The organism is Microbacterium limosum, from assembly GCF_036324365.1.
GTDB classification, from domain to species: Bacteria; Actinomycetota; Actinomycetes; order Actinomycetales; family Microbacteriaceae; genus Microbacterium; species Microbacterium limosum.
This window is the reverse complement of sequence record NZ_CP137080.1, coordinates 2649061-2671654: the sequence shown is the minus strand read 5'-3', so window position 1 is coordinate 2671654 and position 22594 is coordinate 2649061. Positions and strand designations below refer to the sequence as shown.

Here is a 22594-nt window from a genome sequence, read left to right as displayed (position 1 = left end):
AGGCCTCAGGCCGCCGCCGTGTCTGCGGAGAGGGCGATCCCGGCGGCGAGCGTGGCGCCGTCGGCGGGGTGGATGACGAGGAACGAGCCTCCGTCGCGGCTGCGGCGGTAGGACTCGAGCGGCAGATCGGCCGCCAGGCGCAGCGTCGCGCGCCCGATGTCGTTGACCGCGAGGGTGTCGGCGGGCACGTGTACGAGCTCGTCGAGGTCGTACCGCGATGTGATCTGCTGCACGATGGCCTGCACCGTCGCGGTGCCGTGCTTGACGAGCACTCGCGCGCCCGTCGCGAGCGGACGCGCGTCGAGCTGGAACAGCTCGGCCTCGACCGAGCGGCGCGGCGCGGGCAGTGAGCCCGGCGTGACGACGAGGGACCCGCGGGCGGCGTCGACGTCGTCGGCCAGGCGCAGCGCGACCGAGGTCGGGGCGATCGCGGCCTCGACCTCTGCGCCGGCGACCTCGATCCCCGTCACGGTCGTGCTCACCCCGCTCGGGAAGATCTCGACGGCGTCGCCTACGCGCACCTCTCCCGACGAGATGCGTCCCGCGACGGCACGGTAGTCGCGGTAGCGCTCCGCGAGGGCGGGATCGGCGGCGAGCTCGGGGCTGAGCCCGCCCTGCGGCCGCAGCACGAGCTGCACGGGCAGGCGGAAGGCGTCCTCGGCGCTCTCGAGGTCGCCCTGCGCCGGCAGGGTCTCGAGCAGTTCGAGCAGGGCCGGACCCCCGTACCACGGCGTGCGGGCGGAACGCTCGACGATGTTGTCGCCCTCGAGCGCCGAGACCGGCAGCACGTGCACGTCCTCGATGCCCAGGCCCTCGGCGACCCGGCGCACGTCGGCCTCGACCGGGGCGTACGCGTCCTCCGCGAAGTCGAGCAGATCGATCTTGTTCACCGCCACGACGACGTGTGGCACACGAAGCAGTGCGATCACGGCGAGGTGGCGACGCGTCTGCTCGAGCACGCCCTTGCGCCCGTCGATCAGCACGACCACGGCATCCGCCGTCGTCGCGCCGGTGACCATGTTGCGTGTGTACTGCACGTGTCCCGGGCAGTCGGCGAGGATGAAGCTGCGGGTGCCGGTCGAGAAGTAGCGGTAGGCGACGTCGATCGTGATGCCTTGCTCGCGCTCGGCGCGGAGGCCATCGGTGAGCAGCGCGAAATCGAAGCCGGTGCCGTGCGCGAATCCCCGCTCGGCCGACGTCCGTGCCACCTGCTCGAGCTGGTCGGCGAGGATCGCCTTGGAATCGTGCAGCAGGCGGCCGACGAGCGTGGACTTGCCGTCGTCGACCGACCCGGCCGTCGCGAAGCGGAAGAGCGTGGATGTCTGGGCGAGCACTGTCCCGGTCATCAGAAGTACCCGTCCTTCTTGCGGTCCTCCATGGCGGCCTCCGATATCCGGTCGTCGGCGCGCGTGGCGCCGCGCTCGGTGAGGGTCGAGCGGGCGACCTCGGCGACGACGGATGCCGTGTCGAGCGCATCCGACTCGACCGCTCCCGTGCAGCTCATGTCGCCGACGGTGCGGTAGCGCACGACGCGGCGCTCGACCTCCTCGCCGGCCCGCGGCTCGGACACCTCGCCGACCGCGCGCCACATGCCGTCGCGGCGGAACACGTCGCGCTCGTGGGCGAAGTACAGCGGGGGCAGGGGGATGTCCTCGCGCTCGATGTAGCGCCAGACGTCGAGCTCGGTCCAGTTGGAGATGGGGAACGCGCGCACGTGCTGGCCCGGGGTGTGGCGGCCGTTGTAGAGGCTCCACAGCTCGGGGCGCTGGTTGCGCGGATCCCACTGGCCGAACTCGTCGCGCAGCGAGATGATGCGCTCCTTGGCCCGGGCCTTGTCCTCGTCGCGGCGGGCGCCGCCGAAGACGGCGTCGTGACGGCCCGCGGCGATCGCGTCGAGCAGCGGCAGGGTCTGCAGCGGGTTGCGGGTGCCGTCGGCGCGCTCGTGCAGGCGCCCGTCGTCGATGTAGTCCTGCACGCGGGCGACCTCGAGGCGGATGCCGAGGCGCGCCACCGTCTCGTCGCGGAACGCCAGGACCTCGGGGAAGTTGTGGCCCGTGTCGACGTGCAGCACGGGGAACGGCACGCGCCCGGGCCAGAACGCCTTCGCCGCCAGGTGCAGGACGACCACGGAGTCCTTGCCGCCCGAGAAGAGCAGCACGGGGCGCTCGAACTCGGCGACCACCTCGCGGATGATGTGGATCGCCTCGGCCTCGAGCAGGTCGAGGGCGTCGAGGCGCGGAGCGGATGAGGCGTCTCCCGAGCGGACGGACGCGACGTCGCTCGTGAAGGTGTCGGTCATACGTGGAGCCCGCATTCGGTCTTTCCGAGCCCGGCCCAGCGGCCGGACCGGGGGTCTTCGCCGGGGGCGACCGGCTTGGTGCACGGCTCGCACCCGATCGAGGGGTATCCGTTCGTGACGAGGAGGTTCACGGGCACACGGTGCGCGCCGGCGTAGTCGAGGAGGTCGTCGAACGACCAGGCCGCCACGGGGTTCACCTTGACGAGACCGTTGCGCTCGTCCCACGTCACGAGGGGCGTGAGGGTGCGGGTGGGTGCCTCGTCGCGGCGCACGCCCGTGAACCACACCTCGTACCCGCCGAGGGCCTCGTGCAGCGGCTCCACCTTGCGGCGCGCGCAGCACAGGGCGGGATCGCGGGCGAAGAGCCTCGCGCCGAACTCGGCGTCCTGCTCGGCGACGCTCTGCGTCGGCAGCACGTCGACGATGCGCACGTCGAGCGCGCGCTGCACCTCGTCGCGCGTCGCGTGGGTCTCGGCGAAGTGATATCCGGTGTCGAGGAACAGCACGTCGACCCCGGGGAGCTGCTCGGCGACGAGGTGGGGCAGGGCGGCGTCGGCCATCGAGCAGGCGACGGCGGCGGCATCCACCCCGAAGTTCTCCGCGACCCAGCGCACGACCTCGGCGGGCGAGGCCTCACGGTCGGTCAGGCTGCCGAGCTCTACGTTGCCGCGCTCCGCGAGGGCGCGCAGCTCGTCGGCGGCGCGGCGGGCGGTGGCACGAGGGGCGAGTGAGACGGTCACTGCAGAGCCTCCTCTTCGGCGCGGTGGGCCCACTGGGCGAAGGTCTCGTCGGAGGCCGCGTCGCGATCGGCGATGAAGCGGCGCACGACCCGCTCGGTGTAGTCGGCGATGCCGTCGGCGGCCACCTTCAGGCCGCGCACGGTGCGCCCGAGGCCCGGGTTCTCGCGGTCCCGGGACGCGAGACCGCCGCCCAGGTGCACCTGGTACCCCGGCACCTGCTCTCCGTCGATCGTCACGAGCTGGCCCTTGAGGCCGATGTCGGCCGTCTGGATGCGGGCGCACGAGTTGGGGCAGCCGTTGACGTGCAGGGAGAGCGGATGCGGCAGGTCGAGGCCCTCGAGGCGCTTCTCGAGGTCGAGCACGGCCTGCGTCGCGAACCCCTTCGTCTCGACGATCGCGAGCTTGCAGAACTCGATGCCGGTGCAGGCGATCGTGCCGCGGCGGATCAGGCTCGGACGGGCCGACAGGCCCAGGCGGTCGAGCTCGGCGACGAGCGGCTCGACGTTCTCCTCGGGCACGTCGAGGACGACGAGCTTCTGGTGGGGGGTCGTTCGCAGCCGCCCGGATCCGTGGGCCTCGAGCACGTCGGCGAGCTCGGTGAGCACGGGACCCGACACGCGGCCGACGATCGGGGTCACGCCGATGTAGAACCGGCCGTCCTTCTGCCGGTGGATGCCCACGTGGTCGCCGGGGGTCGCGGGCTTCGGCGCCGCCGGGCCGTCGGGCAGCGGCTCGCCGAGGTACTCGGTCTCGAGCACCTCACGGAACTTCGCGGGGCCCCATTCCGCCAGCAGGAACTTCAGGCGCGCCTTGTTGCGCAGGCGCCGGTAGCCGTAGTCGCGGAAGATCTGGGCGACGCCGTGCCACACCTCGGCGACCCGCTCCGGCGCGACGAAAGCGCCCAGGCGCTCGCCGAGACGCGGAGAGGTCGAGAGCCCGCCGCCCACCCAGAGGTCGTAGCCGATGCCGTGCTCGGGGTGGTCGATCGCGACGAAGGCGACGTCGTTGATCTCGTGCACGACATCCTGGCTCGGGTGGCCGGTGATCGCGGACTTGAACTTGCGCGGCAGGTTGGCCAGCGACTCGTCGCCGATGAAGCGGGAGGTGATCTCGTCGATCTGCGCGGTGGGATCGATCAGCTCGTCGGCGGCGATGCCCGCGACGGGCGAGCCGAGGATCACCCGCGGCACGTCCCCGCACGCCTCGGTGGTCCCGAGGCCGACGGCCTCGAGCCGGCGCCAGATCTCCGGCATCGCCTCGACCTGGATCCAGTGCAGCTGGATGTTCTGCCGATCGGTCAGATCCGCCGTGTCGCGACCGAATTCGGTCGAGATGCCCCCGATGATGCGCAGCTGAGCCGTCGTGAGCTGACCGCCGTCGATGCGCACGCGCAGCATGAAGTACTCGTCTTCGAGCTCGTGAGGCTCGAGCGTCGCGGTGCGCCCGCCGTCGATGCCGGGCTTGCGCTGGGTGTACAGCCCCCAGACCCGGAAACGGCCGTGCAGGTCGGTGGGGTCGATGCTGGAGAATCCGCCCGCTGCGTAGATGTTCTCGATGCGGTCGCGCACCGACAGGCCGTTGTCGACCTGCTTCCACTCCTCGTTGCCGTTGAGGGGAGACGTGCCGTCGATCTTCCACTGGCCGTTCGGCTTGCTCGAGGGGCGCGGCGGCCGCGCGCGTGCGCCCTCGGTGGGCGGCCGGGTCGCCGCGGCCAGGGCGGCCGGGGTGTCCGTCGTGTCAGGAGTCACAGCATCCTCTTCGCGCAGTCGTTGAGGTCGTCGCGGTGTGGCGATCCCTGCACGGTACGTGAAGCCCCCCGGGGGAGACGAGCGCGTGACGACCTGGGACGTTATGCGGCGTAGCAATCGGACACATTCGCCGACACATTCGGGTGATGCCGCGCGCTGCGGCCGGCGTGGGGAGCCGGGCGTGGCGGGAGCGCTGCTGCAAAAGCATGTCAGGTGGCATGTATTCTCGACGCGTGTCCGATACGTCGCGCGATCCCGCTGAGTCGATCGCCGCTGCGCTCTCCCGCGTGCGGCGCCGACGGGGCGGCCGGGGGCGTCCGGTGGGCGATGGCGGGCACCGCTCGCCGGAGGAGCGGCTCGCGGGGGCGGCGCGACTGCGAGTGCTGGAAGCGCTGGACGCCGCGTCTGCGCCGCTGACGATCGGCGCGGTCGCCGACGCGATCGGCGTGGATCAGCCGCGGGCGAGCCGGCTCGTGCAGCAGGCGATCGACCTCGGCCACGCGGTGCGGCAGGCCGACCCCGCCGATGCGCGCCGCACGCTGATCGGGCTCGGCGACGGCGGGCGGGAACTCGTCGCGCGGGTGCGCGCCGAGCGCCGCGCGGCCGTCGAGGCGGCGCTGGGCGGTTTCACCCCGGAGGAGAGCGCCCAGCTGGCGACGCTGCTCACGCGCTTCGCCAACGCGTGGCCGCGGTCCTGACCCCCGGGCGACGCTCGCCTGTCCCGCCCGGGCGCCGCGCCCCTGACCCCCGGGCGACGCTCGCCTGTCACGAACCGCTCGGCGTGGCGCCCCTGGCGCGCGGTTCGTGACAGGCGAGCCGGGGGCGGCGCGCGGTTCGTGACAGGGGAGCAGGGGCGGGGGAGCGACGGCCGGGGCGCGGCGGGCGCGGGGAGGGCGGGGAGTGCCGGGGCCCGCTCAGCGCAGGGCGGGGACGGCGGCGGGCGCGCGCACGGGCAGCAGGAGCAGCAGCCCGGCCAGCAGCACCAGCACGATGCCCAGGATGCCGAAGGCCGCGTCGCCCGTGAGCCCGACGAACAGCGCGAACATCGTGGGCGCGAGGAACGACACGGCGCGCCCGGTCGTGGCGTAGAGGCCGAAGACCTCGCCCTCGCGACCGGGCGGGATGATGCGCGCGAGGAACGTGCGGGAGGCCGACTGGGCGGGGCCGACGAAGAGGGTCAGTGCCAGGCCGGCGGTCCAGAAGACGGCGGGCCCGCCGTCGCGCAGGAAGAACACCAGCAGACCGGAGACGATGAGCCCGGCCAGCGCCGTCACGATGACCGGCTTCGCGCCCAGCCGATCGTCCAGGGCGCCGACCGCGATCGTCGAGATGCCCGCGACGACGTTCGCGGCGATGGCGAAGAGGATCACCTCTCCCGCCGAGAACCCGAAGACGGATGCCGCGAGCACGCCCCCGAAGGTGAAGACGCCCGCGAGGCCATCGCGGAACACGGCGCTCGCGAGCAGGAACCATACGGTGGCGCGGCTGTCGCGCCAGAGCCGCGCGATGTCGCGGCCGAGGCGCGCGTAGGAGGCGAAGAACCCGATGCGCTCGCGCCGTGTTCCCGCGCCCCGGTATTCCGGCACGGCGAAGAGGACGGGCAGGGCGAAGATCCCGAACCAGAGCGCGGCGACGATCATCGACAGGCGCACGTCGAGGCCGTTCTCACTCGGGAGCCCGAAGAACCCCTGAATGAAGCCGAAGTACACGATGAGCAGCAGCACGATCCCGCCGACGTAGCCCATGCCCCAGCCGAAGCCGCTCACGCCGCCGATCGAGGCCGGGGTGGACACCTGCCGTAGCATGGCGTTGTAGTTGACGCCCGCGAACTCGAAGAAGACGTTCCCGCCCGCGACCAGGAGCAGGCCCAGCCAGACGAAGGAGGGATCGGGCTCGACGAAGAACATCGCGAGGGTGATGGCCACGACGATGTAGGTGTTCACCCCGAGCCAGAGCTTGCGCCGGCCGGAGGTGTCGGAGCGCTGACCGGTGACGGGGGCCAGGAGCGCGACGAGCAGGCCCGCGCCGGCGAGTGCCCAGCCCAGTTGGGACTCGATCACCCCCTCGGGGCCGAAGCCCGAGCTCGTGAGGTAGACGGTGAAGACGAACGTCGTCACGACGGCGTTGAAGGACGCCGAGCCCCAATCCCATAGCCCCCAGGCGACGACGCGGCGGCGGCTGGTGCGGTCGGGGGTGTCGCTCATGTGCGGCACGGTATGGCCCTTCGGTGAACGGCGGGTGGCCCGGCGCCGCCGCGGCGCGGCGCGGCGCCCAGGCTATACCGCGGCATCCGCTCGCCTGTCAGGATGTGCGCATCGGCGTACATGTGGAGCGCACTGAGCTGCCCGGGATCGGCGTGCGGCACGACATCGTCAGCGAGACGGGTCGCAGGCTGTCGGTGGTGTCGCTGCGCGACGGCGGACGCGAGCTGGCGCTCGGGGATCGGGACGATCCCGACCGGGTGCGCGCCACGGTGTCGCTCACGGACGACGAGGCGACGGCGCTGGCGGAGGTGCTCGGGGGATCGCCGATCTTCACCCAGCTGGCGGGTCTGCGCGAGCAGTGGTGCTGCTGCTGTCGGCGCTCGGCCTGACCCTGCTCGTGGCGGGCCTCGCAGCGGGCTCTCGCGCCGCTGCGAGACGTGTTCGCCGCGGTCTTCTTCCTCTTCTTCGGGCTCTCCACCGATCCGCGCGACCTCGTGCCGATGCTCGTTCCCGCCGTGATCCTCGCGGTCGTCACGATGGCCGCCAAGCTGCTGACGGGGTACCTCGCCGCGCGGCACGCGGGAATCGCCGAGGCCGGCCGCTGGCGGGCGGGCTTCGCCCTGCTGCCGCGCGGCGAGTTCTCGATCGTCATCGCGGGGCTCGCGGTCGCCTCGGGGGTCGAGCCCGCGCTCGCCGCGCTCGCGACGACGTACGTGCTCATCACGATCGTGGCCGGTCCGTTGCTGGCTCGCGTGCCGGATGCCGCGTGGTTCTCGCGATGGGTCGCCGGCCGGGCTGCGAGAGCCCGTCCGCGAGCTCTTCTATCCCGAAAAAGTTGAGCCTTACCATGTCAAGTTCATTTGACAGCATCCGGCGGTCTGAGTACTCTTGAGCGCAGACGGCTCAACCCCGGTCGAGCCGATCGCAGACTTCCGCAGAAACACCGAATCGGCAGCATCCCGCTGCGGTTCATACGAAGGAGAGAAACACATGCCCCGTGCAGTAGGAATCGACCTTGGCACCACGAACTCCGTGGTCGCGGTGCTCGAGGGCGGCGAGCCGAAGGTGATCGCGAACGCCGAGGGCCTTCGCACGACGCCGTCGGTCGTCGCGTTCACGAAGGACGGGGAGGTGCTCGTCGGCGAGACCGCCAAGCGCCAGGCCGTCACCAACGTCGACCGCACGGTCGCGAGCGTCAAGCGCCACATGGGCACGACCTGGACGTTCGACGTCGACGGCAAGAAGTGGACGCCGCAGGAGATCTCCGCGCGCATCCTCCAGAAGCTCAAGCGCGACGCCGAGGAGTACCTCGGCGACACCGTGACGGATGCCGTCATCACCGTCCCCGCGTACTTCAACGACGCCGAGCGCCAGGCCACGAAGGAGGCCGGCGAGATCGCGGGCCTGAATGTGCTGCGCATCATCAACGAGCCCACCGCGGCCGCCCTGGCCTACGGCCTCGACAAGGGCAAGGAGGACGAGCTCATCCTCGTCTTCGACCTCGGTGGCGGAACCTTCGACGTCTCGCTGCTCGAGGTGGGCAAGGACGACGACTTCTCGACCATCCAGGTGCGCGCCACCGCCGGCGACAACCGCCTCGGTGGCGACGACTGGGATCAGCGCATCGTCGACTACCTGATCAAGCAGTTCAAGGACACCACCGGTGTCGACGTCTCGGGAGACAAGATCGCCCTCCAGCGCCTCAAGGAGGCCGCGGAACAGGCCAAGAAGGAGCTGTCGAGCTCGAGTTCGGCGAGCATCAACCTGCCGTACCTGTCGCTGACCGACAGCGGCCCCGTGTCCCTGTCCGAGACGCTCTCGCGCGCCAAGTTCGAGGACCTGACCAAGGACCTCCTCGACCGCACCAAGAAGCCGTTCGAGGACGTCATCCGCGAGGCCGGCATCAAGGTGGGCGACATCGACCACGTGGTGCTCGTGGGTGGTTCGACCCGCATGCCCGCGGTGGCCGAGCTCGTCAAGCGCGAGACCGGCAAGGACGCGAACAAGGGTGTCAACCCCGATGAGGTCGTCGCCGTGGGCGCCGCCCTGCAGGCCGGCGTGCTGAAGGGCGAGCGCAAGGACGTCCTCCTCATCGACGTCACCCCGCTGAGCCTCGGCATCGAGACGAAGGGCGGGATCATGACGAAGCTCATCGAGCGCAACACCGCCATCCCGACCAAGCGCAGCGAGACCTTCACGACCGCCGACGACAACCAGCCGTCGGTCGCGATCCAGGTCTTCCAGGGCGAGCGCGAGTTCACCCGCGACAACAAGCCGCTGGGCACCTTCGAGCTCACCGGCATCGCGCCCGCGCCCCGCGGCATCCCGCAGGTCGAGGTCACCTTCGACATCGACGCCAACGGCATCGTGCACGTGTCGGCGAAGGACAAGGGCACCGGCAAGGAGCAGTCGATGACCATCACGGGCGGCTCGTCGCTGCCCAAGGAGGACATCGACCGCATGGTGCGCGAGGCCGAGGAGCACGCCGCCGAGGACAAGAAGCGCCGCGAGGCCGCCGAGGTGCGCAACCAGGCCGAATCGCTCGCGTACTCCGTCGACAAGCTCATCCAGGACAACGCCGACAAGCTGCCCGAGGACGTCAAGTCCGAGGTGCAGGGCGATGTGGATGCGCTCAAGGCGGCGCTCGCGGGAGACGACGACGACGCCGTGAAGACGGCCTTCGACAAGCTCAGCGCCAGCCAGGGCAAGCTGGGCGAGGCGATCTACGCCTCGTCGCAGTCCCAGGCGGCGGAGGGCGAGCAGCCCGCCGAGGGCGCGTCGACGCAGAGCGACGACGAGGACGTCATCGACGCCGAGGTCGTCGAGGACGAGGACGAGAAGAAGTAATCATGACCGACAAGGACTTCGAAGAGCCGCAGGGCGACGACGAGATTCTTCCCGGTGACGAGGGGTCGGAGGCGCAGGCTTCCGACCCCGAGTCGCAGGAAGAGGCTCTCACCGTCGAGGACATCCTCGGCGCCGAACAGAGCTCGGATGCCGCGGCATCCGAGGACGCCGTCATCGCCGACCTGGAGTCGGCGCTGCTGACCGACCTCAAGCGCCTGCAGGCCGAGTACGCCAACTACCGTCGGCGCACGGAGGAGCAGCGCGAGCGGGAGATCGAGCGTGCGAAGGGCGAGGCCGTGAAGGGCCTGCTGCCGGTGCTCGACGACCTCGACCGCGCGGAGAAGCACGGCGACCTGAGCGAGGGGAGCCCGTTCGCCGCGATCGGCGAGAAGGTGCGCACCGTGGCCGAGCGCCTGGGCGTGACGGCCTTCGGCGCCGTCGGCGAGGTCTTCGACCCCCAGCACCACGAGGCGATCTTCCAGCAGCCCGTTGCGGGCCAGGAGGAGACGACGGTGCTCGAGGTCATCGAGGTGGGTTACCGCCTCGGCTCGGTCGAGCTGCGCCCCGCGAAGGTCGTGGTCGCCGTCCCGGCGGAATAGACGGAGGACGACATGGCCAGTCAGGACTGGTTCGACAAGGACTTCTACAAGGTCCTCGGCGTGTCGAAAGACGTCTCCGCGGCGGAGCTGAAGAAGGTCTACCGCAAGCTCGCCCGCCAGTATCACCCCGACTCCAATCCGGGTGATGCGAAGGCCGAGGCGACCTTCAAGGAGATCAGCGAGGCGTACGCGGTGCTCTCCGACCCCGAGCAGCGCGAGGAGTACGACCAGATCCGCGCCATGGGATCGGGTGCGCGCTTCACGGCCGGCGGCGGTGGTGGTGGCGGATTCGAGGACGTGTTCAGCGGCTTCGGCGGCGGCCGCGCCGGCGGCCGCTATTCCGCGGCGGACTTCGACGACATCTTCTCGATGTTCAACCAGCAGCAGGGCGGCGGCCGCTTCGGTTCCGGCCGGTTCGGGCAGCCCTCCGGGGGCTTCCAGGGTTACGGCGGCCCCGCGCGCGGCGCGGACGTCACGGCGCGCACGACGATCGACTTCGTCACGGCGACCAAGGGCGAGACGATCACGCTGCAGGGCGAGGACGGCAGCCCCTTCAAGATCAAGATCCCCGCGGGTGTCGCCGACGGCCAGAAGATCCGCCTGCGCGGCCGCGGCCGCCCTTCGCCCGACGGCGGGGAGAGCGGCGACATCGTCGTGCACGTGAGCGTTCGCCCGCACCCCGTCTTCGTGCGCGACGGGCTCAACCTGCGCCTGACGCTGCCGGTGACCTTCACGGAGGCCGCGCTGGGAGCCACGGTCGAGGTGCCGACCCTCGGCGGCGAGCCCGTCAAGCTGCGCGTGGCCCCGGGGACGCCGTCGGGCCGCGTGCTGCGGGTCAAGGGCCGCGGTGTCGAGACCGCCAAGGGCACGGGAGACCTGCTCGCCGAGGTACAGGTGGTCGTCCCCTCGCACCTGGAGGGGGCGGCCCGTGAGGCGCTGGAGCGCTTCCGGGAGGCCGAGCCCAAGGAGAACCCGCGGGCGGAGCTGATGCAGAAGGCGCGAGCCTGATGGACGAGATCGACGAGGATGCCCCGATCTTCGCGATCGCGGCGGCCGCCGAGCTCTCGGGGATGCACCCGCAGACCCTGCGGCAGTACGACCGGCTGGGCCTGGTCGTGCCCGAGCGCACGCGTGGCGGGTCCCGTCGCTACTCGACGCGACACGTCGACCAGCTGCGCGAGGTGGCGCGTCTCTCGGCCGACGGGATGAGCCTTCCCGCGATCGCGCGGCTCATCGCCCTCGAAGAGCAGGTGCACGACCTCTCGCGCCGCGTCCGAGACCTCGAGCAGCAGCTGCAGGTCGAGCGGCAGTCGCGTCCGGGGTCGCGGGTGTTCGCCGCCGGCGTGACCGGCTCGGTCATCACCCTGCGGGCCGGGACGCGCGTGCGGCGCGCGACCGACGTCGTGCTCTACCGGCCGCGTCCGCCGCAGCCCCCGGCATCCGACTGACACCCGGGGTCCGACCCTCCCGGGATCGGGGCAGCTTGTGTGCAGTGGGGCAGGTTCTGCCGTGCCCCACTGCACACAACCTGCCCCGACAGGCGCTGGGAACGTACGCGATCGCACCCCGGCTCAGGATGCCGCGACGAACGCGCGGTAGTCGCTCAGCGACAGCTCGGCGTAGCGGTAGGACCACGCCACGATCGCCTCGGCCACCGCGCGACCCCGGCCGACGTAGCCGGCGATGACGGGCGCATTCGGGGACTGCCCGTGCGCCCGCGCGAGAACGGTGGCGCACGCGTCCGCGTACCGGCGGAACGGGCCCGCGTCGAGCGTCTCCATCTGGATGCCGCCCTTCATGTCGTGGAACTGGCGCACGTAGTAGTCGCGGCCGTCGAAGCGGAAGTGCCCGAGGAAGGGGTCGGACACCGCCTGCAGGATGCGCTGCAGCGCGACCACCCGCGCCCCCTCGCCGTGCTGCGCGACATAGCGCGTGACCGCCGCCGGCTGCCGGATGCCGCCGTACTCCTCCAGCACGCTGCGCCCCGCTTGCTTCGACTGCAGGAGGAGGGCGTTGCCGTCGCCGTCGTCGAACGCCGTGAGGTGGCAGCGCGTGCCGACGCTGCCGACGCCGACGACGCGGCGTGCGACATCGCTGACGCCGTACTGCTGCAGCAGCATCCAGATGTCAACGTTCACGGTGGACAGGTAGGCGGCGATCAGGTCATGGACGTGCCCCTCGAGCTCGGGCTCGAGGTGGGTCATGGTCGGCGGTCGCTCGACGAACCGGAGCATGCCGTCGTCGCCGCGCTCGGTGAGCTTGCGGGCCGCGCGCTCGGAGGTGTGCCTCTCGGCGTCGCGCCGGGCCGCCGCCAGCACGGCGCGGGACTCGTCGTCGAGCGTCGACTCTCCCGCATCGGCGGCGAAGTGCTCGACGTAGCGCTGCAGCGGACTGCGCCGCGAGCCCGACCGCAGCGCGCCGGCATAGCTGCGGACGGCCGAGTCGGCGGCGGCCCGCACCACGGCATCCTCGTGCCCCGCGGCCTGCCCCGCGATGACGATGCTCGTCACGAGGCGCTTCAGGTCCCACTCCCACGGCGCCCAGCCGGCCTCGTCGAAGTCGTTGAGGTCGAAAACGAGGGTGCGCTGCGGCCCCGCGTAGAAGCCGAAGTTCGCCACGTGCGCGTCGCCGCACGAGCCGACCTGGATGCCGGTGTGCGGGTCGCGGGCGAGGTCGGCCGCCATGATCGCCGCGGTCCCTCGGTAGAACGCGAACGGGCTCTGCGCCATCCTCTCGGCGCGCACGGGCAGCAGCTCGGGCAGGCGATCGGCGTTCTGGCGGTCGAGGATGCCGAGGGGGTCCCGGCCGGATGTCGTCAGCTGCGCGAGGGTGTCGCGGGGGATCACGTCGCGCGCGGAGCGTCCCGCCGCGATGTGCATCTCGCGGGTGGGCATCGGGGCCCGATCGGGGCGGGAGGGGCGGGTATCGGCGGCGGCGCTTCGATCCATGCGCTCATCATGCCGCGCCGGCGTCGGCGCCTGGCGCGCGGCCGGCGCTGTCAGGACCTGCCCGTGACCTCACGATTTTCAGTTGTGTTCGCGGGGTCAGCGGGTGCTCACGAGTGCTCGTTTGCCGCGTGATTCCGCGGTTGGGGTGCTCGTTGGTGATGGCTGGTCGCGGATGGTTTCAGCCGGGCTCCCGGCCCGGGACCGGCCCCGCGATGCAACGCGATAGAGGTGAGCGAGCCTCGGAGCCGTGCTCAGTGCGGCTTGTGGTCGAAGACGGAAGTGGCCCGCGCCGGATCCCGTGGGCACACGGGGGAAATCGGCCCAATGTCCGAGACCCACCGTAGAGTGAAAGCCTGATCCAGAAGCCGCTGGATCGCTCTCGAGATGCCTGGAGTTGCTCCCTTGTCGCCGAAGTCCACGTCAGCCGAGCACGGCACGGTCGCATCGTTCTTCGCGGGCATCGGCGGATTCGACTTGGGCTTTGAGGCGGCCGGTTTCCGAACCGTTTTTCAGAGCGAGATCGACCCTTACTGCAACGTGATTCTTGAGCAGGAATGGCCCCACATTGCGCGTAACAAGGACATCAAGGAGCTGAGTGTTGATGACATCCCCCGAGCCGACATCTGGTGCGCAGGTTTCCCCTGCCAAGACGTCTCGCTGGCGAGAGCTCGGCCTCGAGATGGGCTACGAGGGGCAAGATCTGGACTCTTTTACGACTTCGCTGCACTTCTTGGAGACGCTCGTCCCGGGACTGTCATCCTCGAAAACGTTCCAGGCCTTCTCAATTCGCACGAAGGACGAGATTTTGGAATCGTCATCCAGACGTTGGTCGAACTCGGGTATGGTGTGGCGTGGCGGATACTTAACAGCAAGCATTTCGGAGTCCCCCAGTCACGACGCCGCGTCTACATTGTTGGATGTTATAACGACCCAGGACGTGCCGCTCAGATACTATTTGAGCCCGAACGCGGCGAAGGGCATCTTGAGAAGGGTCGAAAGTCAGAATCGTCGACTCTTTCCCCCTTTATGGAGCGCGCTGAGCCGTCTGGCCGACTCCGAAACCATCGAAGCCACAAGCAACTGATCGGTTCGAGTGCGGAGATCTTCGTCCCGAAGCTCTCTTTTTGTATCTCTGCGACTACAGGACGTCACACGGGTACGGACTGGAGCAGAACGTACGTGGCTTATCACGATCGGGTTCGTCGGTTGGTTCCGGCTGAGGTCGAGGGACTACAGGGCTTCCCCGATGGTTGGACGGTTCCAAAGGGAACATCTGTGGGCGAGGACTTGGATAGCCGCAGATATCACGCGCTAGGCAATGCAGTGTCGGTTCCCGTCATCACTTGGCTCGCCGAGCGGGTCAAGGCGACTGCGACACTGAGCAACTTGTACCCCGGTGCGATCGCTCAATCGAGTGCTCCTGACTCCGCTCTCAAGGCGTTGTCCGCATAGTATTCAGGAGTGCGTGATGCGTTCCTCCTGCGGTTGTCGCCGCGCTACTCCCGTTCCGGTCGGCTGAGGGGAACGCTCGTTGATCCGGCAGAGGCCGCGACGGGCAACTGGGGGGCCGATCAGCAAATCTACTATCGCGCTACGGTTGGTGCCCTGATTGCGCCTGCCGAGCCGGTCGTCGTGGAGTTCGGGCAACCGCCAGTCGAGTTCATCGAGGAGCCCGGTCGCTGCGTCGGCTCCCTAATTGTGTTCGTAATGGGGGCAGAGAGTAGTCAGGGCAGTGCCAATCAACGGGGCTTGCTCGGCGTAGGGCGCGTGACTCATGTCGAGCGCACCAATGACAAAGTCGGTGCCGCTGCGCGGGTCATGCTCCAAATGGCGGATGTCATTCTTATGCAGTCGGTCGTCACGAACCCCCAAATGAAGGAGTCGGCATATTTCGGCGCCTCCGGTCTCGGCGAACAGCGGATGTTCGGCTGGTCGGGTGCGTCATCGGCGCAGAATTGTTATGTACTCCACGACAGGTCCGCGGGGACTGACGCTGAGAGATTGCTGCCGGTTCTGGCAACGCTTGCAATAATGCGAGACGCAAACCCGGTGTTCTGGTCGCGGTTCCAGACAACGTACGCGGAGCTTGCGCGGGCGACCGACGAGCTGCCCCGTCCGGTCGCTGGTGCGCATACTGCCGGCGACGACTACATCCCAGTCGATTACCGGAGCGAGCCGATCGATGCCGCTGCCGTCGCTGCCTATGTCTCGGCAAAGGGCATGATTGTGCATCCGTGGCAGGTCGGCGCGTTCGCGACGGCGGTTCGAGCGAAGCCGTTTGTGATCCTTGCGGGCATTTCCGGAACAGGCAAGACTCGCCTGCCCATTCTGATCGCCGAGGCAACGGCTTCGGAGATCGAAGTCGTCGCGGTGAAGCCGGACTGGACCGACAGCAGCGATCTGCTCGGCTACACGAATCTCGCTGGCGAATTCCGCCCGGGCCCGTTGCTTCGGTTCGCATCCGAAGCAATGCAGGAACCAGACGTGCAGCACTTCTTCCTCTTGGATGAGATGAACATCGCAAGGCCGGAATACTATCTGGCGGAGATCTTGAGCGCGATGGAGCGACTGGACCCTGATGGCAACTCCGCGCCGCTCGTGCCAAGTGCAGGAGTTGTCGATCACGTCGACTATTCAACAGTTGTTCTGCCGAGGAATCTTGCAATCGTCGGTGCAGTCAACGTGGACGAGTCAACCTACGACTTTTCACGGAAGGTGCTCGATCGCGCTTTCGTGTTGGAATACAACGACGTCGATTTGTTGGCTGTTGGCTCACTGTCAGAGTCTGTGAGCGAACAGCACGTCCCCTACAGTTCGGCGGCTTGGCGGGGCGAGCCCACGGGCCTTGCTAATCGAAGTGACCTTAGTTCTCCTCTCATAGAGTCAACTCTGCTCGAGCTTGTTGAGATCAACGAGAACCTGCTGCAAAGCAGGCTGGAGATCGGATACAGGGTACGCGACGAATTTGTCGCATTCGTCCTGGAGTCGCAGCAGGTAGGAGAATCGTTCACCACTCGAGACGGGCTTCCGGTGTCGCCGACCGACATCGCGATCGCCGCGAAGATCCTGCCTCGAGTTCAAGGCAGTGGTAGCCGCCTCGGTGGCGCGCTCGAGGCGCTTCAGGTGACACTCGCAGGGCTTGGATACGGGTACTCCGAGAGCAGAGTCGGTGCGATGCGCGAGCGCTTGGTCAGCGACGGACACACGAGCTTTTTCTGAGCCATGGTGCGCTACGTCCCGATGCTCAGAGTCGAGTCGCACTCGATGAGGATGCTGCTCGACGTCAACGCGGAGTCTCGAATGGGACTGGCGCTTCCTGAGGGTGAAGTCAGGGTCGGCGGTGCGCCGGCGGACATGGAAGTCTTGCTTGCAGAACAGGGGAATCGTTTCGGACTGTGGGAACAGACCGACTATCGCCTTACCCTCGAGCCGAAGATCGCAGGCGAGCGTGTGGCGGTTCGCACTCGCTCAAGCTCGCTCGTCAGCGGCGTTGGTGCAATCGGAGAGACGGGTGTCCAATCCGGGGTGATCAACTTCGGTTCGCTAGTCGGTATCGTTGATTTTGTCTGTTCGAGCCCAGGGGAGAAGATCCAGGTCCTCCTGGAGGTGTTCCCATCCAAGGTTGACTACAAGGTTGACTATCAGGCTCTACTGCACGCGATCGAGTCTCACAACAACCGATTATTGTTTCGGTTCTACCAGGCAACCCGCCGGCTGAGCGGATCCAGGGAAATGCCGACAGCAGATCGGGACATCGACTGGCTGACTGTGCTCCGCGGAGAAGTTTCCCAGCTGCTGGATGGCGTTCGGCTGATGGACTTGCACCCTCACGAGGTCCTCCACCAGGACGTCAGCTACGTTCGGCTCCACCAGATCAAGCGCTTCGGTGGGACAACGGTGACGGCCATCCGCCAGGGACGGGGCAAGGGATCGTGGACATCAGTGGGATCAGTGGCCGCGCGCGAGCGTCTGCCCGCAGACACCCGGTTTCGCTCCTGGGATTCCCCTGAGCATCGCTGGATACATGGCCAGCTCAACCTGATCCTGACCAGGGTGAGCAGGATTCGGGTCGGGGTCGATGGCGACCCCGGTCGCGGCTCGCTCGATGACGCGGAGGTCAAAGCGGGCGTCCTCCGGGAACTAGATCAGTTGGAGGCGACGGTTAGGTTTGCCTTGAGGTCGGAGCCTATTCGAGCAGCAAGGTCCGACCCTGGCGCAATAGTCACACCGTCGACTGTTCTATTGAACAAGAGCGGATACTCGGAGATCTATCGATCGATCATCGCTCTGCGAGACATATTGACGCTGGTCGGCGTGACTCGTGAGGCGAGCCTGGCGAACATCGCCAAGCTCTACGAGCAATGGTGCCTCCTCGAGGTTATTGACATAGTTCGCTCACAGTTCCCGAGCGCAGACCCCATGCGAGAGCTGCGAATAGTAAGCGAACGGCTGCTGGCTCCCACAATTGATGAAGGGGCGTCTGTCCTCGTATACGAGCTCGAGGGCTTTCGTGTCTCTGTATCGAACAATGAGAAAATTAGAACTCCAACTGGTGATCACAAGCCGGATATTCTCGTCTCAATCGATCTGGCGGGACGACCGCCAATAAAGCTCATCCTCGACGCGAAGTATCGGCGCTACGAATCGAAGAGCGGACGCGGCTACCCCGGCCCAGGACAGGACGCGATCAATGCGATGCATCGTTACCGCGATGCGGTCGCCGTCAATCACGATGGCGTGGATCTGCGCCCCGTAACGCACGCTGTGGCCCTGTTCCCCGCAACCGCAACCGAGTGCGCGGGATATGAGGATGCCGATCTCTTTCGTTCGATCGCTAAGACTGGGATCGGAGCGCTTCCGTTCCTGCCAGGTAACGAGCAACTCGTTCGAGACTGGCTGCGCACGCTGCTGGCAGATCCAGTGCGTGCACTTGATCAGGCGGGGCTTCCGACGAGCCGAGAGGCTGAACGAGAGAACATTGGCTGATCACAACATCGGAGAATAGGTGCTCGGGTGGTGGTCGCGCGAGGAGCGCCCGGACCGCAGCGAAGCGAGGACCGGACGCACCGCAGCGCGAGCGCCGGGGAGTGAGCCGGCCGTCAGGCCGGCCTTGAACGAGTAAAGGAAGTTCTCACAGCTCGTCGTCGCCGAGTCGCTGCAGGGCACGGCTCGCGGCACGCGCCCTTGTCGGCCGCCGGCAGCCAAGGGTGGAAGCCCCGCTGCGACTCGGCATCGGCCATGGCTCGATCGAGCGCGTCGGAGATACCGCGGAGATCCTCGAAGCCGAGGGCGCGGATGCCCGAACGGTGAATCGCCCTGGGTTTCGTTCCGTTCTTCAAGCAAGGATGGAACCGATGAATCAGAAGTACTCGCCCGAGATGCGGGAGAAGGCGTTGCGGATGCTGGACGAGGCGAAGCCCTCGCATCCGAACCTGATGGCCGCGGTGCGTCATGTCGCCGGGCTGCTCGGTATGAGCGCAGAGACGCTGCGGGTGTGGCATCGCCGGCGCGAGGTCGACGCGGGCCACCGGCCCGGCGTCCCGACCGATGTTGCCGAGGAGAACGCGAGGCTCAAGCGGGAGAACGCCGAGTTGCGGAAAGCGAACGAGGTCCTCAAGGCTGCGAGCGTGTTTTTCGCGAAGGAGCTCGACCGGCTGAGTATTTGGAGTCGTGAGCGCCACTGATTATTGCGGTTCAGGGCCACTCGGTATTCACTCTCGGGGTCACCGGTATTGCCGGTGAGCGCCACCCCCGCAGGTGCGACGCTCACCGGCCCGGGTTCAGTTGGCCGCGGCGGCGGTGTGCTCGCGCATGTTGACGTCGCCGGTCTCGATCCAGAGGGCGTTGTGGACGATGCGGTCCATGATCGCGTCGGCGTGGACCCCTCCGCCGAGGCGCTGGTGCCAGTCCTTCTTCGCGTACTGGGTGCAGAACACCGTCGAGGTCGCGTCGTAACGGCGTTCGAGGAGCTCGAGCAGCATGGACCGGACGTCGTCGGTGGGTGGATCGAGCAGCCATTCGTCGATCACGAGGAGGGTGAACGTGGAGTACTTCCGCAACCACTTCTCCCGACCCGCTGGCTTGTCTTTCGCGGCGGCCCAGGTCTCTTCGAGGTCGGGCATGCGGATGTAGTGCGCCCGGTAGCGGTGCTGACACGCCTGCTTCGCCAACGCCGAGCCGAGATAGCTCTTCCCGGAGCCGGTGAAGCCTTGGAACACGACGTTCATGTGCCTCGTGATGAACTGGCAGGTCCCGAGCTGCGCGATCACACCCCGGTCCAGGCCGCGTTGTTCGAGCATGTCGACGCGGCGGAGGTCCGCGTTCGGGTAGCGCAGGCCCGCTCGTCGGATGAGGCCTTCGACTTTGGAGTGGGTGAACGCGGCGTGGGCGTCGTCGACGGCGAGCTTGATCCTCTCCTCGAACACCAGCCCCATCGTGAGGCCCTCGTCCTGGATGTCGAGCGCGTCGACGAGGGCGGGGACGCCCATCTCCCGCAGCTTCCGCTTCGTCTCGGAGTCGAGCCGGCTCATCGGGTGCCTCCTGCGTAGTAGTCGGCGCCGCGGACGTAGCCGACGGGTTCCTCGTCGGCGGGTTCGAACCATGGGCCTCTGCCGCGTTGGTCCTGATTCGAGTCGAGGATCGGCCGCAGGTGCGCATACCTGGGTGATCGGACGCGGGACTCGAGCGCGATGCCAGCGGCGGCTTCGACACGGGCGGCGGAGTAGCGTCGGGTCATCCGCAGCACTGCCAGCGCAGCCCCGAGCCCCTGCTCATCGACCGGGACGGACTCGAAGATCCGGTTCACGATCGTCGTGGTGTGCTCCCCGACCCGAGCGGCCCACTCCCGCGCCCGTTGCGGGTCCATCTGCTGGTAGCGGGGCCCATCGGGCAGATCGCTGTCATGCGTCCGGTACTCGTTGACCACCCCGGCCGGGGCGAGCAGATGACTGGTGAGCCGCTGATCCCCGGCGAACACCTCCAACATGGTGTCGGTGATGCGCAGGTCGACAGACCGACCGATGTTCTCGTAAGGGACGGAGTAGAAGTTCCGCTCGAACACCACATGCCCGTTCTTCTGAACCTTGCGGCCGTAGAGCCACTGCGAGATCTCGAACGGAACCTGCGGCAGCGGCCGCAGCAGCGGCTTCTCCTCACCCTCGAACACGCTCAGCCGGGAGCCGGCGCGCTTCTGGAACGGCTTCGCGTTGTAAGCGGCGACGCGTTCGTAGACCGCGGCCCGCAACTCCGGCAGCGTCGCGAACCGCTGGTTGCGCAGAGCCGCGATCACCACCGTCGCAACGTTCCCGACCGTGCCCTCGACACTCGGCTTGTCCTTCGGCTTCTTCACCCGTCCCGGCAGCACCGCCGCCGAATAGTGCGCCGCGAGCTCCCGATACGCGTCGTTCAGCACCACCTCGCCCTCGGCAGGGTGCTTGATCACACCCGCCTTCAGGTTGTCCGGAACGATCCGCGGGACGGACCCGCCGAACCAGTCGAACATCGCCGTGTTCGCGCGCAACCAGGTGTCCTGCTTCATATCCAGCGTCGGCTCGACGAACGAGTAGCGGGAGAACGGCAGGCTCGCGACGAACAGGTAGACCCTCGTCGTGGTGCCGGTGACCGGATCGACCAGCTGCATCGTCTTGCCCGACCAGTCGACCTCGACCGTCTGCCCGGCCTTGTGACCGACCCGCGACGCCCCCCGATCACCAGCACGTGACGCTGGTAGGTCTTGCAGAACCGGTCGTAGCCCATCGCCGTCTCGCCCTTGGCACGGCAGGCATCGACGTACTCGCCATGCAGCAGCTTCAACGTCACCCCGACCCTCGCGAGTTCCCGATGCACCTTGTCCCAGTCCGGCTGCGCGTGAACACTCTCGTGCTCACCACGCCCGGGGAACAGCCGCGCATACACGTCCGCTTCGTCGAGCTCGGCGATGTCGTCCCAGCCGATGCCCTCCCGGTCGGCGGCGTCGAGCACCAGGGCCACACTGGTGCGGGACATGCCCTGCGCGGCGATCTGCCGACCCGTGAGCCCCTCCGCGCGCAACCGAAGCACGAGCTTCACCTTGATCTTGCGTACCATCCGAATCACTCCTTCTGCCGCGTGATAGGCCACGCGGCAGAAGGAGCCTAGGAAGATGGCCCCGAACCCCAATATTCGGTGGCGCTCAACGACGCCATCGCGTCGATCAGCGAGTGGCCCTGAACCCCAATATCAGTGGCCCTCAGAAGCGCAAATACTCAACCGGCCCTGACCGACATGATCCGCTTCATCGACGAGCATCGGGATCAGTTCGGGGTCGAGTTCCTCTGCCGTGTCCTCCGGGACACGGTGCCAGGGTTCCTCACCTCCCGCGGGTATCGCGCCGCGAAGACCCGCGTGCCCTCGGCCCGGCAGCTGCGTGACGAGCTGCTCGTGCCGGAGGTCCGCCTTCTCCACGAGGAGAACTACGGCGTCTACGGCGTGCGGAAGATGCATGCGCTGTTGCGACGACAGGGGTGGGATGTCGGCCGTGATCAGACCGCCCGCCTCATGGGCCTCGCGGGAGTGCGCGGGGTGGCGCGGTCGAAGAAGGTGTTCACGACGAAGTCCGATCCGACGATCCCGCAACCGCAGGACCTCGTCAAACGCGACTTCACTGCTCTCGCGCCGCGGCGGCTGTGGGTCGCGGACATCACCTATGTCGCGACGTGGGCGGGGTTTGCGTATGTCGCGTTCGTAATCGACGTGTTCTCCCGCATGATCGTCGGCTGGAACGTCGCGTCGACGTTGAAGGCCGACGTGCGGCCGCTGCAAGCGTTGAACATGGCCGCGTTCAACGCTGCGGGGCCGCTCGATGAGCTCGTCCATCACGCGGACCACGGGTCGAACTATCTCTCTGTGGTCTACACGGATCGGATCGTCGAGATCGGCGCGAAACCCTCCACGGGAACCGTGGGCGACAGTTATGACAACGCCCTCGCCGAGGCGGTCAATGGGCTCTACAAGACCGAGCTGATCCGCCGCCGGGGCCCGTGGCGGACGGTCGAGCAGGTCGAGCTCGCGACCCTCGAGTACGTGTGGTGGTGGAACAACTCCCGCCTCCACGGAGAGCTCGGCTACCGCACCCCCGCCGAGATCGAAGCCGCGTACTACGCTGACCAAGAATCACCCCAGTCGGCAACCGCCGGACAGGGAACCCGATAGGAACGAAACCCAGGATGCTT

At 68.0% G+C, this 22594-nt stretch carries 19 protein-coding genes and 1 pseudogene; 12 read left to right on the top strand and 8 right to left on the bottom strand.

Annotated features, from left to right (window positions below; genetic code table 11):
- Positions 1 to 5 precede the first annotated feature (5 nt).
- The 4 genes from RYJ27_RS12845 to RYJ27_RS12830 are packed head-to-tail and all read right to left on the bottom strand — an operon-like array spanning position 6 to position 4787.
- A complete protein-coding gene (locus RYJ27_RS12845) occupies positions 6 to 1346 on the bottom strand; it encodes a sulfate adenylyltransferase subunit 1 (RefSeq protein WP_330170683.1) in 1341 nt (446 codons plus the stop codon).
- Entirely contained in the window at positions 1346 to 2299 is a 954-nt protein-coding gene (gene cysD, locus RYJ27_RS12840; RefSeq protein WP_330170682.1) for a sulfate adenylyltransferase subunit CysD, read from the bottom strand. The genes RYJ27_RS12845 and cysD overlap by 1 nt, the downstream gene beginning before the upstream one ends.
- Positions 2296 to 3039 (bottom strand): phosphoadenylyl-sulfate reductase, encoded by a 744-nt coding sequence (locus RYJ27_RS12835; RefSeq protein ID WP_330170681.1) that lies wholly within the window; start codon positions 3037 to 3039, stop codon positions 2296 to 2298. Before RYJ27_RS12835 ends, cysD begins: the two co-directional genes overlap by 4 nt.
- Entirely contained in the window at positions 3036 to 4787 is a 1752-nt protein-coding gene (locus RYJ27_RS12830) for a nitrite/sulfite reductase (protein WP_422732840.1), read from the bottom strand. The genes RYJ27_RS12835 and RYJ27_RS12830 overlap by 4 nt, the downstream gene beginning before the upstream one ends.
- A gap of 233 nt (positions 4788 to 5020) precedes the next feature.
- Between RYJ27_RS12830 and RYJ27_RS12825 the strand changes: the two genes are divergently transcribed.
- Positions 5021 to 5485 carry a MarR family winged helix-turn-helix transcriptional regulator gene (locus RYJ27_RS12825; protein ID WP_330170680.1) on the top strand — a complete coding sequence of 155 codons (465 nt, stop codon included), beginning with the start codon at positions 5021 to 5023 and terminating at the stop codon, positions 5483 to 5485.
- 216 nt (positions 5486 to 5701) lie between these two features.
- Here the strand turns inward: RYJ27_RS12825 and RYJ27_RS12820 are convergent, their stop codons facing one another.
- Positions 5702 to 6991, bottom strand: coding sequence for an MFS transporter (locus tag RYJ27_RS12820; protein WP_330170679.1), 1290 nt, complete (start codon positions 6989 to 6991; stop codon positions 5702 to 5704).
- A gap of 122 nt (positions 6992 to 7113) precedes the next feature.
- On the opposite strand from RYJ27_RS12820, the gene RYJ27_RS12815 reads away from it, so the two are divergent.
- The 6 genes from RYJ27_RS12815 to RYJ27_RS12790 all read left to right on the top strand — a co-directional run bounded on the left by RYJ27_RS12815 (position 7114) and on the right by RYJ27_RS12790 (position 11885).
- A complete protein-coding gene (locus tag RYJ27_RS12815) occupies positions 7114 to 7380 on the top strand; it encodes a cation:proton antiporter regulatory subunit (RefSeq protein ID WP_330170678.1) in 267 nt (88 codons plus the stop codon).
- A gap of 48 nt (positions 7381 to 7428) precedes the next feature.
- Positions 7429 to 7830: a cation:proton antiporter domain-containing protein gene (locus RYJ27_RS12810; protein ID WP_330170677.1), complete on the top strand. Its 402-nt coding sequence runs from the start codon at positions 7429 to 7431 to the stop codon at positions 7828 to 7830.
- A gap of 151 nt (positions 7831 to 7981) precedes the next feature.
- Positions 7982 to 9838, top strand: coding sequence for a molecular chaperone DnaK (gene dnaK, locus RYJ27_RS12805; protein ID WP_330170676.1), 1857 nt, complete (start codon positions 7982 to 7984; stop codon positions 9836 to 9838).
- Positions 9839 to 9840: 2 nt separating this feature from the next.
- Positions 9841 to 10437 (top strand): nucleotide exchange factor GrpE, encoded by a 597-nt coding sequence (locus RYJ27_RS12800; protein WP_330170675.1) that lies wholly within the window; start codon positions 9841 to 9843, stop codon positions 10435 to 10437.
- Positions 10438 to 10449: 12 nt separating this feature from the next.
- A complete protein-coding gene (locus RYJ27_RS12795; RefSeq protein WP_330170674.1) occupies positions 10450 to 11445 on the top strand; it encodes a DnaJ C-terminal domain-containing protein in 996 nt (331 codons plus the stop codon).
- On the top strand, positions 11445 to 11885 hold the full coding sequence (locus tag RYJ27_RS12790; protein WP_330170673.1) for a heat shock protein transcriptional repressor HspR: 441 nt from the start codon (positions 11445 to 11447) through the stop codon (positions 11883 to 11885). The genes RYJ27_RS12795 and RYJ27_RS12790 overlap by 1 nt, the downstream gene beginning before the upstream one ends.
- A 123-nt stretch (positions 11886 to 12008) precedes the next feature.
- Here the strand turns inward: RYJ27_RS12790 and RYJ27_RS12785 are convergent, their stop codons facing one another.
- On the bottom strand, positions 12009 to 13385 hold the full coding sequence (locus RYJ27_RS12785; RefSeq protein WP_330170672.1) for a DUF2252 domain-containing protein: 1377 nt from the start codon (positions 13383 to 13385) through the stop codon (positions 12009 to 12011).
- A gap of 384 nt (positions 13386 to 13769) precedes the next feature.
- Between RYJ27_RS12785 and RYJ27_RS12780 the strand changes: the two genes are divergently transcribed.
- The 4 genes from RYJ27_RS12780 (at position 13770) to RYJ27_RS12765 (ending at position 19069) form a co-directional block, all read left to right on the top strand.
- Positions 13770 to 14837 (top strand): DNA cytosine methyltransferase, encoded by a 1068-nt coding sequence (locus RYJ27_RS12780; protein ID WP_330170671.1) that lies wholly within the window; start codon positions 13770 to 13772, stop codon positions 14835 to 14837.
- Between the two features lie 9 nt (positions 14838 to 14846).
- Positions 14847 to 16604, top strand: a complete 1758-nt coding sequence (locus RYJ27_RS12775) for an McrB family protein (RefSeq protein WP_330170670.1) — start codon at positions 14847 to 14849, stop codon at positions 16602 to 16604.
- A 51-nt stretch (positions 16605 to 16655) separates the two neighbouring features.
- On the top strand, positions 16656 to 18371 hold the full coding sequence (locus tag RYJ27_RS12770; RefSeq protein ID WP_330170669.1) for a DUF2357 domain-containing protein: 1716 nt from the start codon (positions 16656 to 16658) through the stop codon (positions 18369 to 18371).
- A 368-nt stretch (positions 18372 to 18739) separates the two neighbouring features.
- Positions 18740 to 19069: a transposase gene (locus RYJ27_RS12765; RefSeq protein ID WP_330170668.1), complete on the top strand. Its 330-nt coding sequence runs from the start codon at positions 18740 to 18742 to the stop codon at positions 19067 to 19069.
- Positions 19070 to 19165: 96 nt separating this feature from the next.
- On the opposite strand, the gene RYJ27_RS12760 is transcribed toward RYJ27_RS12765, so the two are convergent.
- Positions 19166 to 19915, bottom strand: a complete 750-nt coding sequence (locus tag RYJ27_RS12760) for an ATP-binding protein (protein WP_330170573.1) — start codon at positions 19913 to 19915, stop codon at positions 19166 to 19168.
- Positions 19912 to 21470, bottom strand: a pseudogene (istA, locus tag RYJ27_RS12755) (IS21 family transposase). The gene RYJ27_RS12760 and the pseudogene istA overlap by 4 nt, the downstream one beginning before the upstream one ends.
- 177 nt (positions 21471 to 21647) lie before the next feature.
- Here istA and RYJ27_RS12750 point away from each other — a divergent pair.
- The gene (locus tag RYJ27_RS12750; RefSeq protein WP_330170667.1) at positions 21648 to 22574 is read left to right on the top strand and encodes an IS3 family transposase; all 927 of its coding nucleotides are present in this window, start codon (positions 21648 to 21650) and stop codon (positions 22572 to 22574) included.
- The last annotated feature ends 20 nt before the right edge of the window (positions 22575 to 22594 follow it).

What these genes read in the sequence shown, in the direction of transcription:
- RYJ27_RS12820 (WP_330170679.1), bottom strand. Translation starts at nt 6,991, where the DNA reads ATGAGCGACACCCCCGACCGCACCAGCCGCCGCCGCGTCGTCGCCTGG.
- RYJ27_RS12760 (WP_330170573.1), bottom strand. Translation starts at nt 19,915, where the DNA reads ATGAGCCGGCTCGACTCCGAGACGAAGCGGAAGCTGCGGGAGATGGGC.
- RYJ27_RS12770 (WP_330170669.1), top strand. Translation starts at nt 16,656, where the DNA reads ATGCTGCTCGACGTCAACGCGGAGTCTCGAATGGGACTGGCGCTTCCT.
- RYJ27_RS12750 (WP_330170667.1), top strand. Translation starts at nt 21,648, where the DNA reads ATGATCCGCTTCATCGACGAGCATCGGGATCAGTTCGGGGTCGAGTTC.
- RYJ27_RS12780 (WP_330170671.1), top strand. Translation starts at nt 13,770, where the DNA reads ATGCCTGGAGTTGCTCCCTTGTCGCCGAAGTCCACGTCAGCCGAGCAC.
- RYJ27_RS12790 (WP_330170673.1), top strand. Translation starts at nt 11,445, where the DNA reads ATGGACGAGATCGACGAGGATGCCCCGATCTTCGCGATCGCGGCGGCC.
- RYJ27_RS12800 (WP_330170675.1), top strand. Translation starts at nt 9,841, where the DNA reads ATGACCGACAAGGACTTCGAAGAGCCGCAGGGCGACGACGAGATTCTT.
- RYJ27_RS12785 (WP_330170672.1), bottom strand. Translation starts at nt 13,385, where the DNA reads ATGGATCGAAGCGCCGCCGCCGATACCCGCCCCTCCCGCCCCGATCGG.
- RYJ27_RS12795 (WP_330170674.1), top strand. Translation starts at nt 10,450, where the DNA reads ATGGCCAGTCAGGACTGGTTCGACAAGGACTTCTACAAGGTCCTCGGC.
- RYJ27_RS12765 (WP_330170668.1), top strand. Translation starts at nt 18,740, where the DNA reads ATGAATCAGAAGTACTCGCCCGAGATGCGGGAGAAGGCGTTGCGGATG.
- cysD (WP_330170682.1), bottom strand. Translation starts at nt 2,299, where the DNA reads ATGACCGACACCTTCACGAGCGACGTCGCGTCCGTCCGCTCGGGAGAC.
- dnaK (WP_330170676.1), top strand. Translation starts at nt 7,982, where the DNA reads ATGCCCCGTGCAGTAGGAATCGACCTTGGCACCACGAACTCCGTGGTC.
- RYJ27_RS12845 (WP_330170683.1), bottom strand. Translation starts at nt 1,346, where the DNA reads ATGACCGGGACAGTGCTCGCCCAGACATCCACGCTCTTCCGCTTCGCG.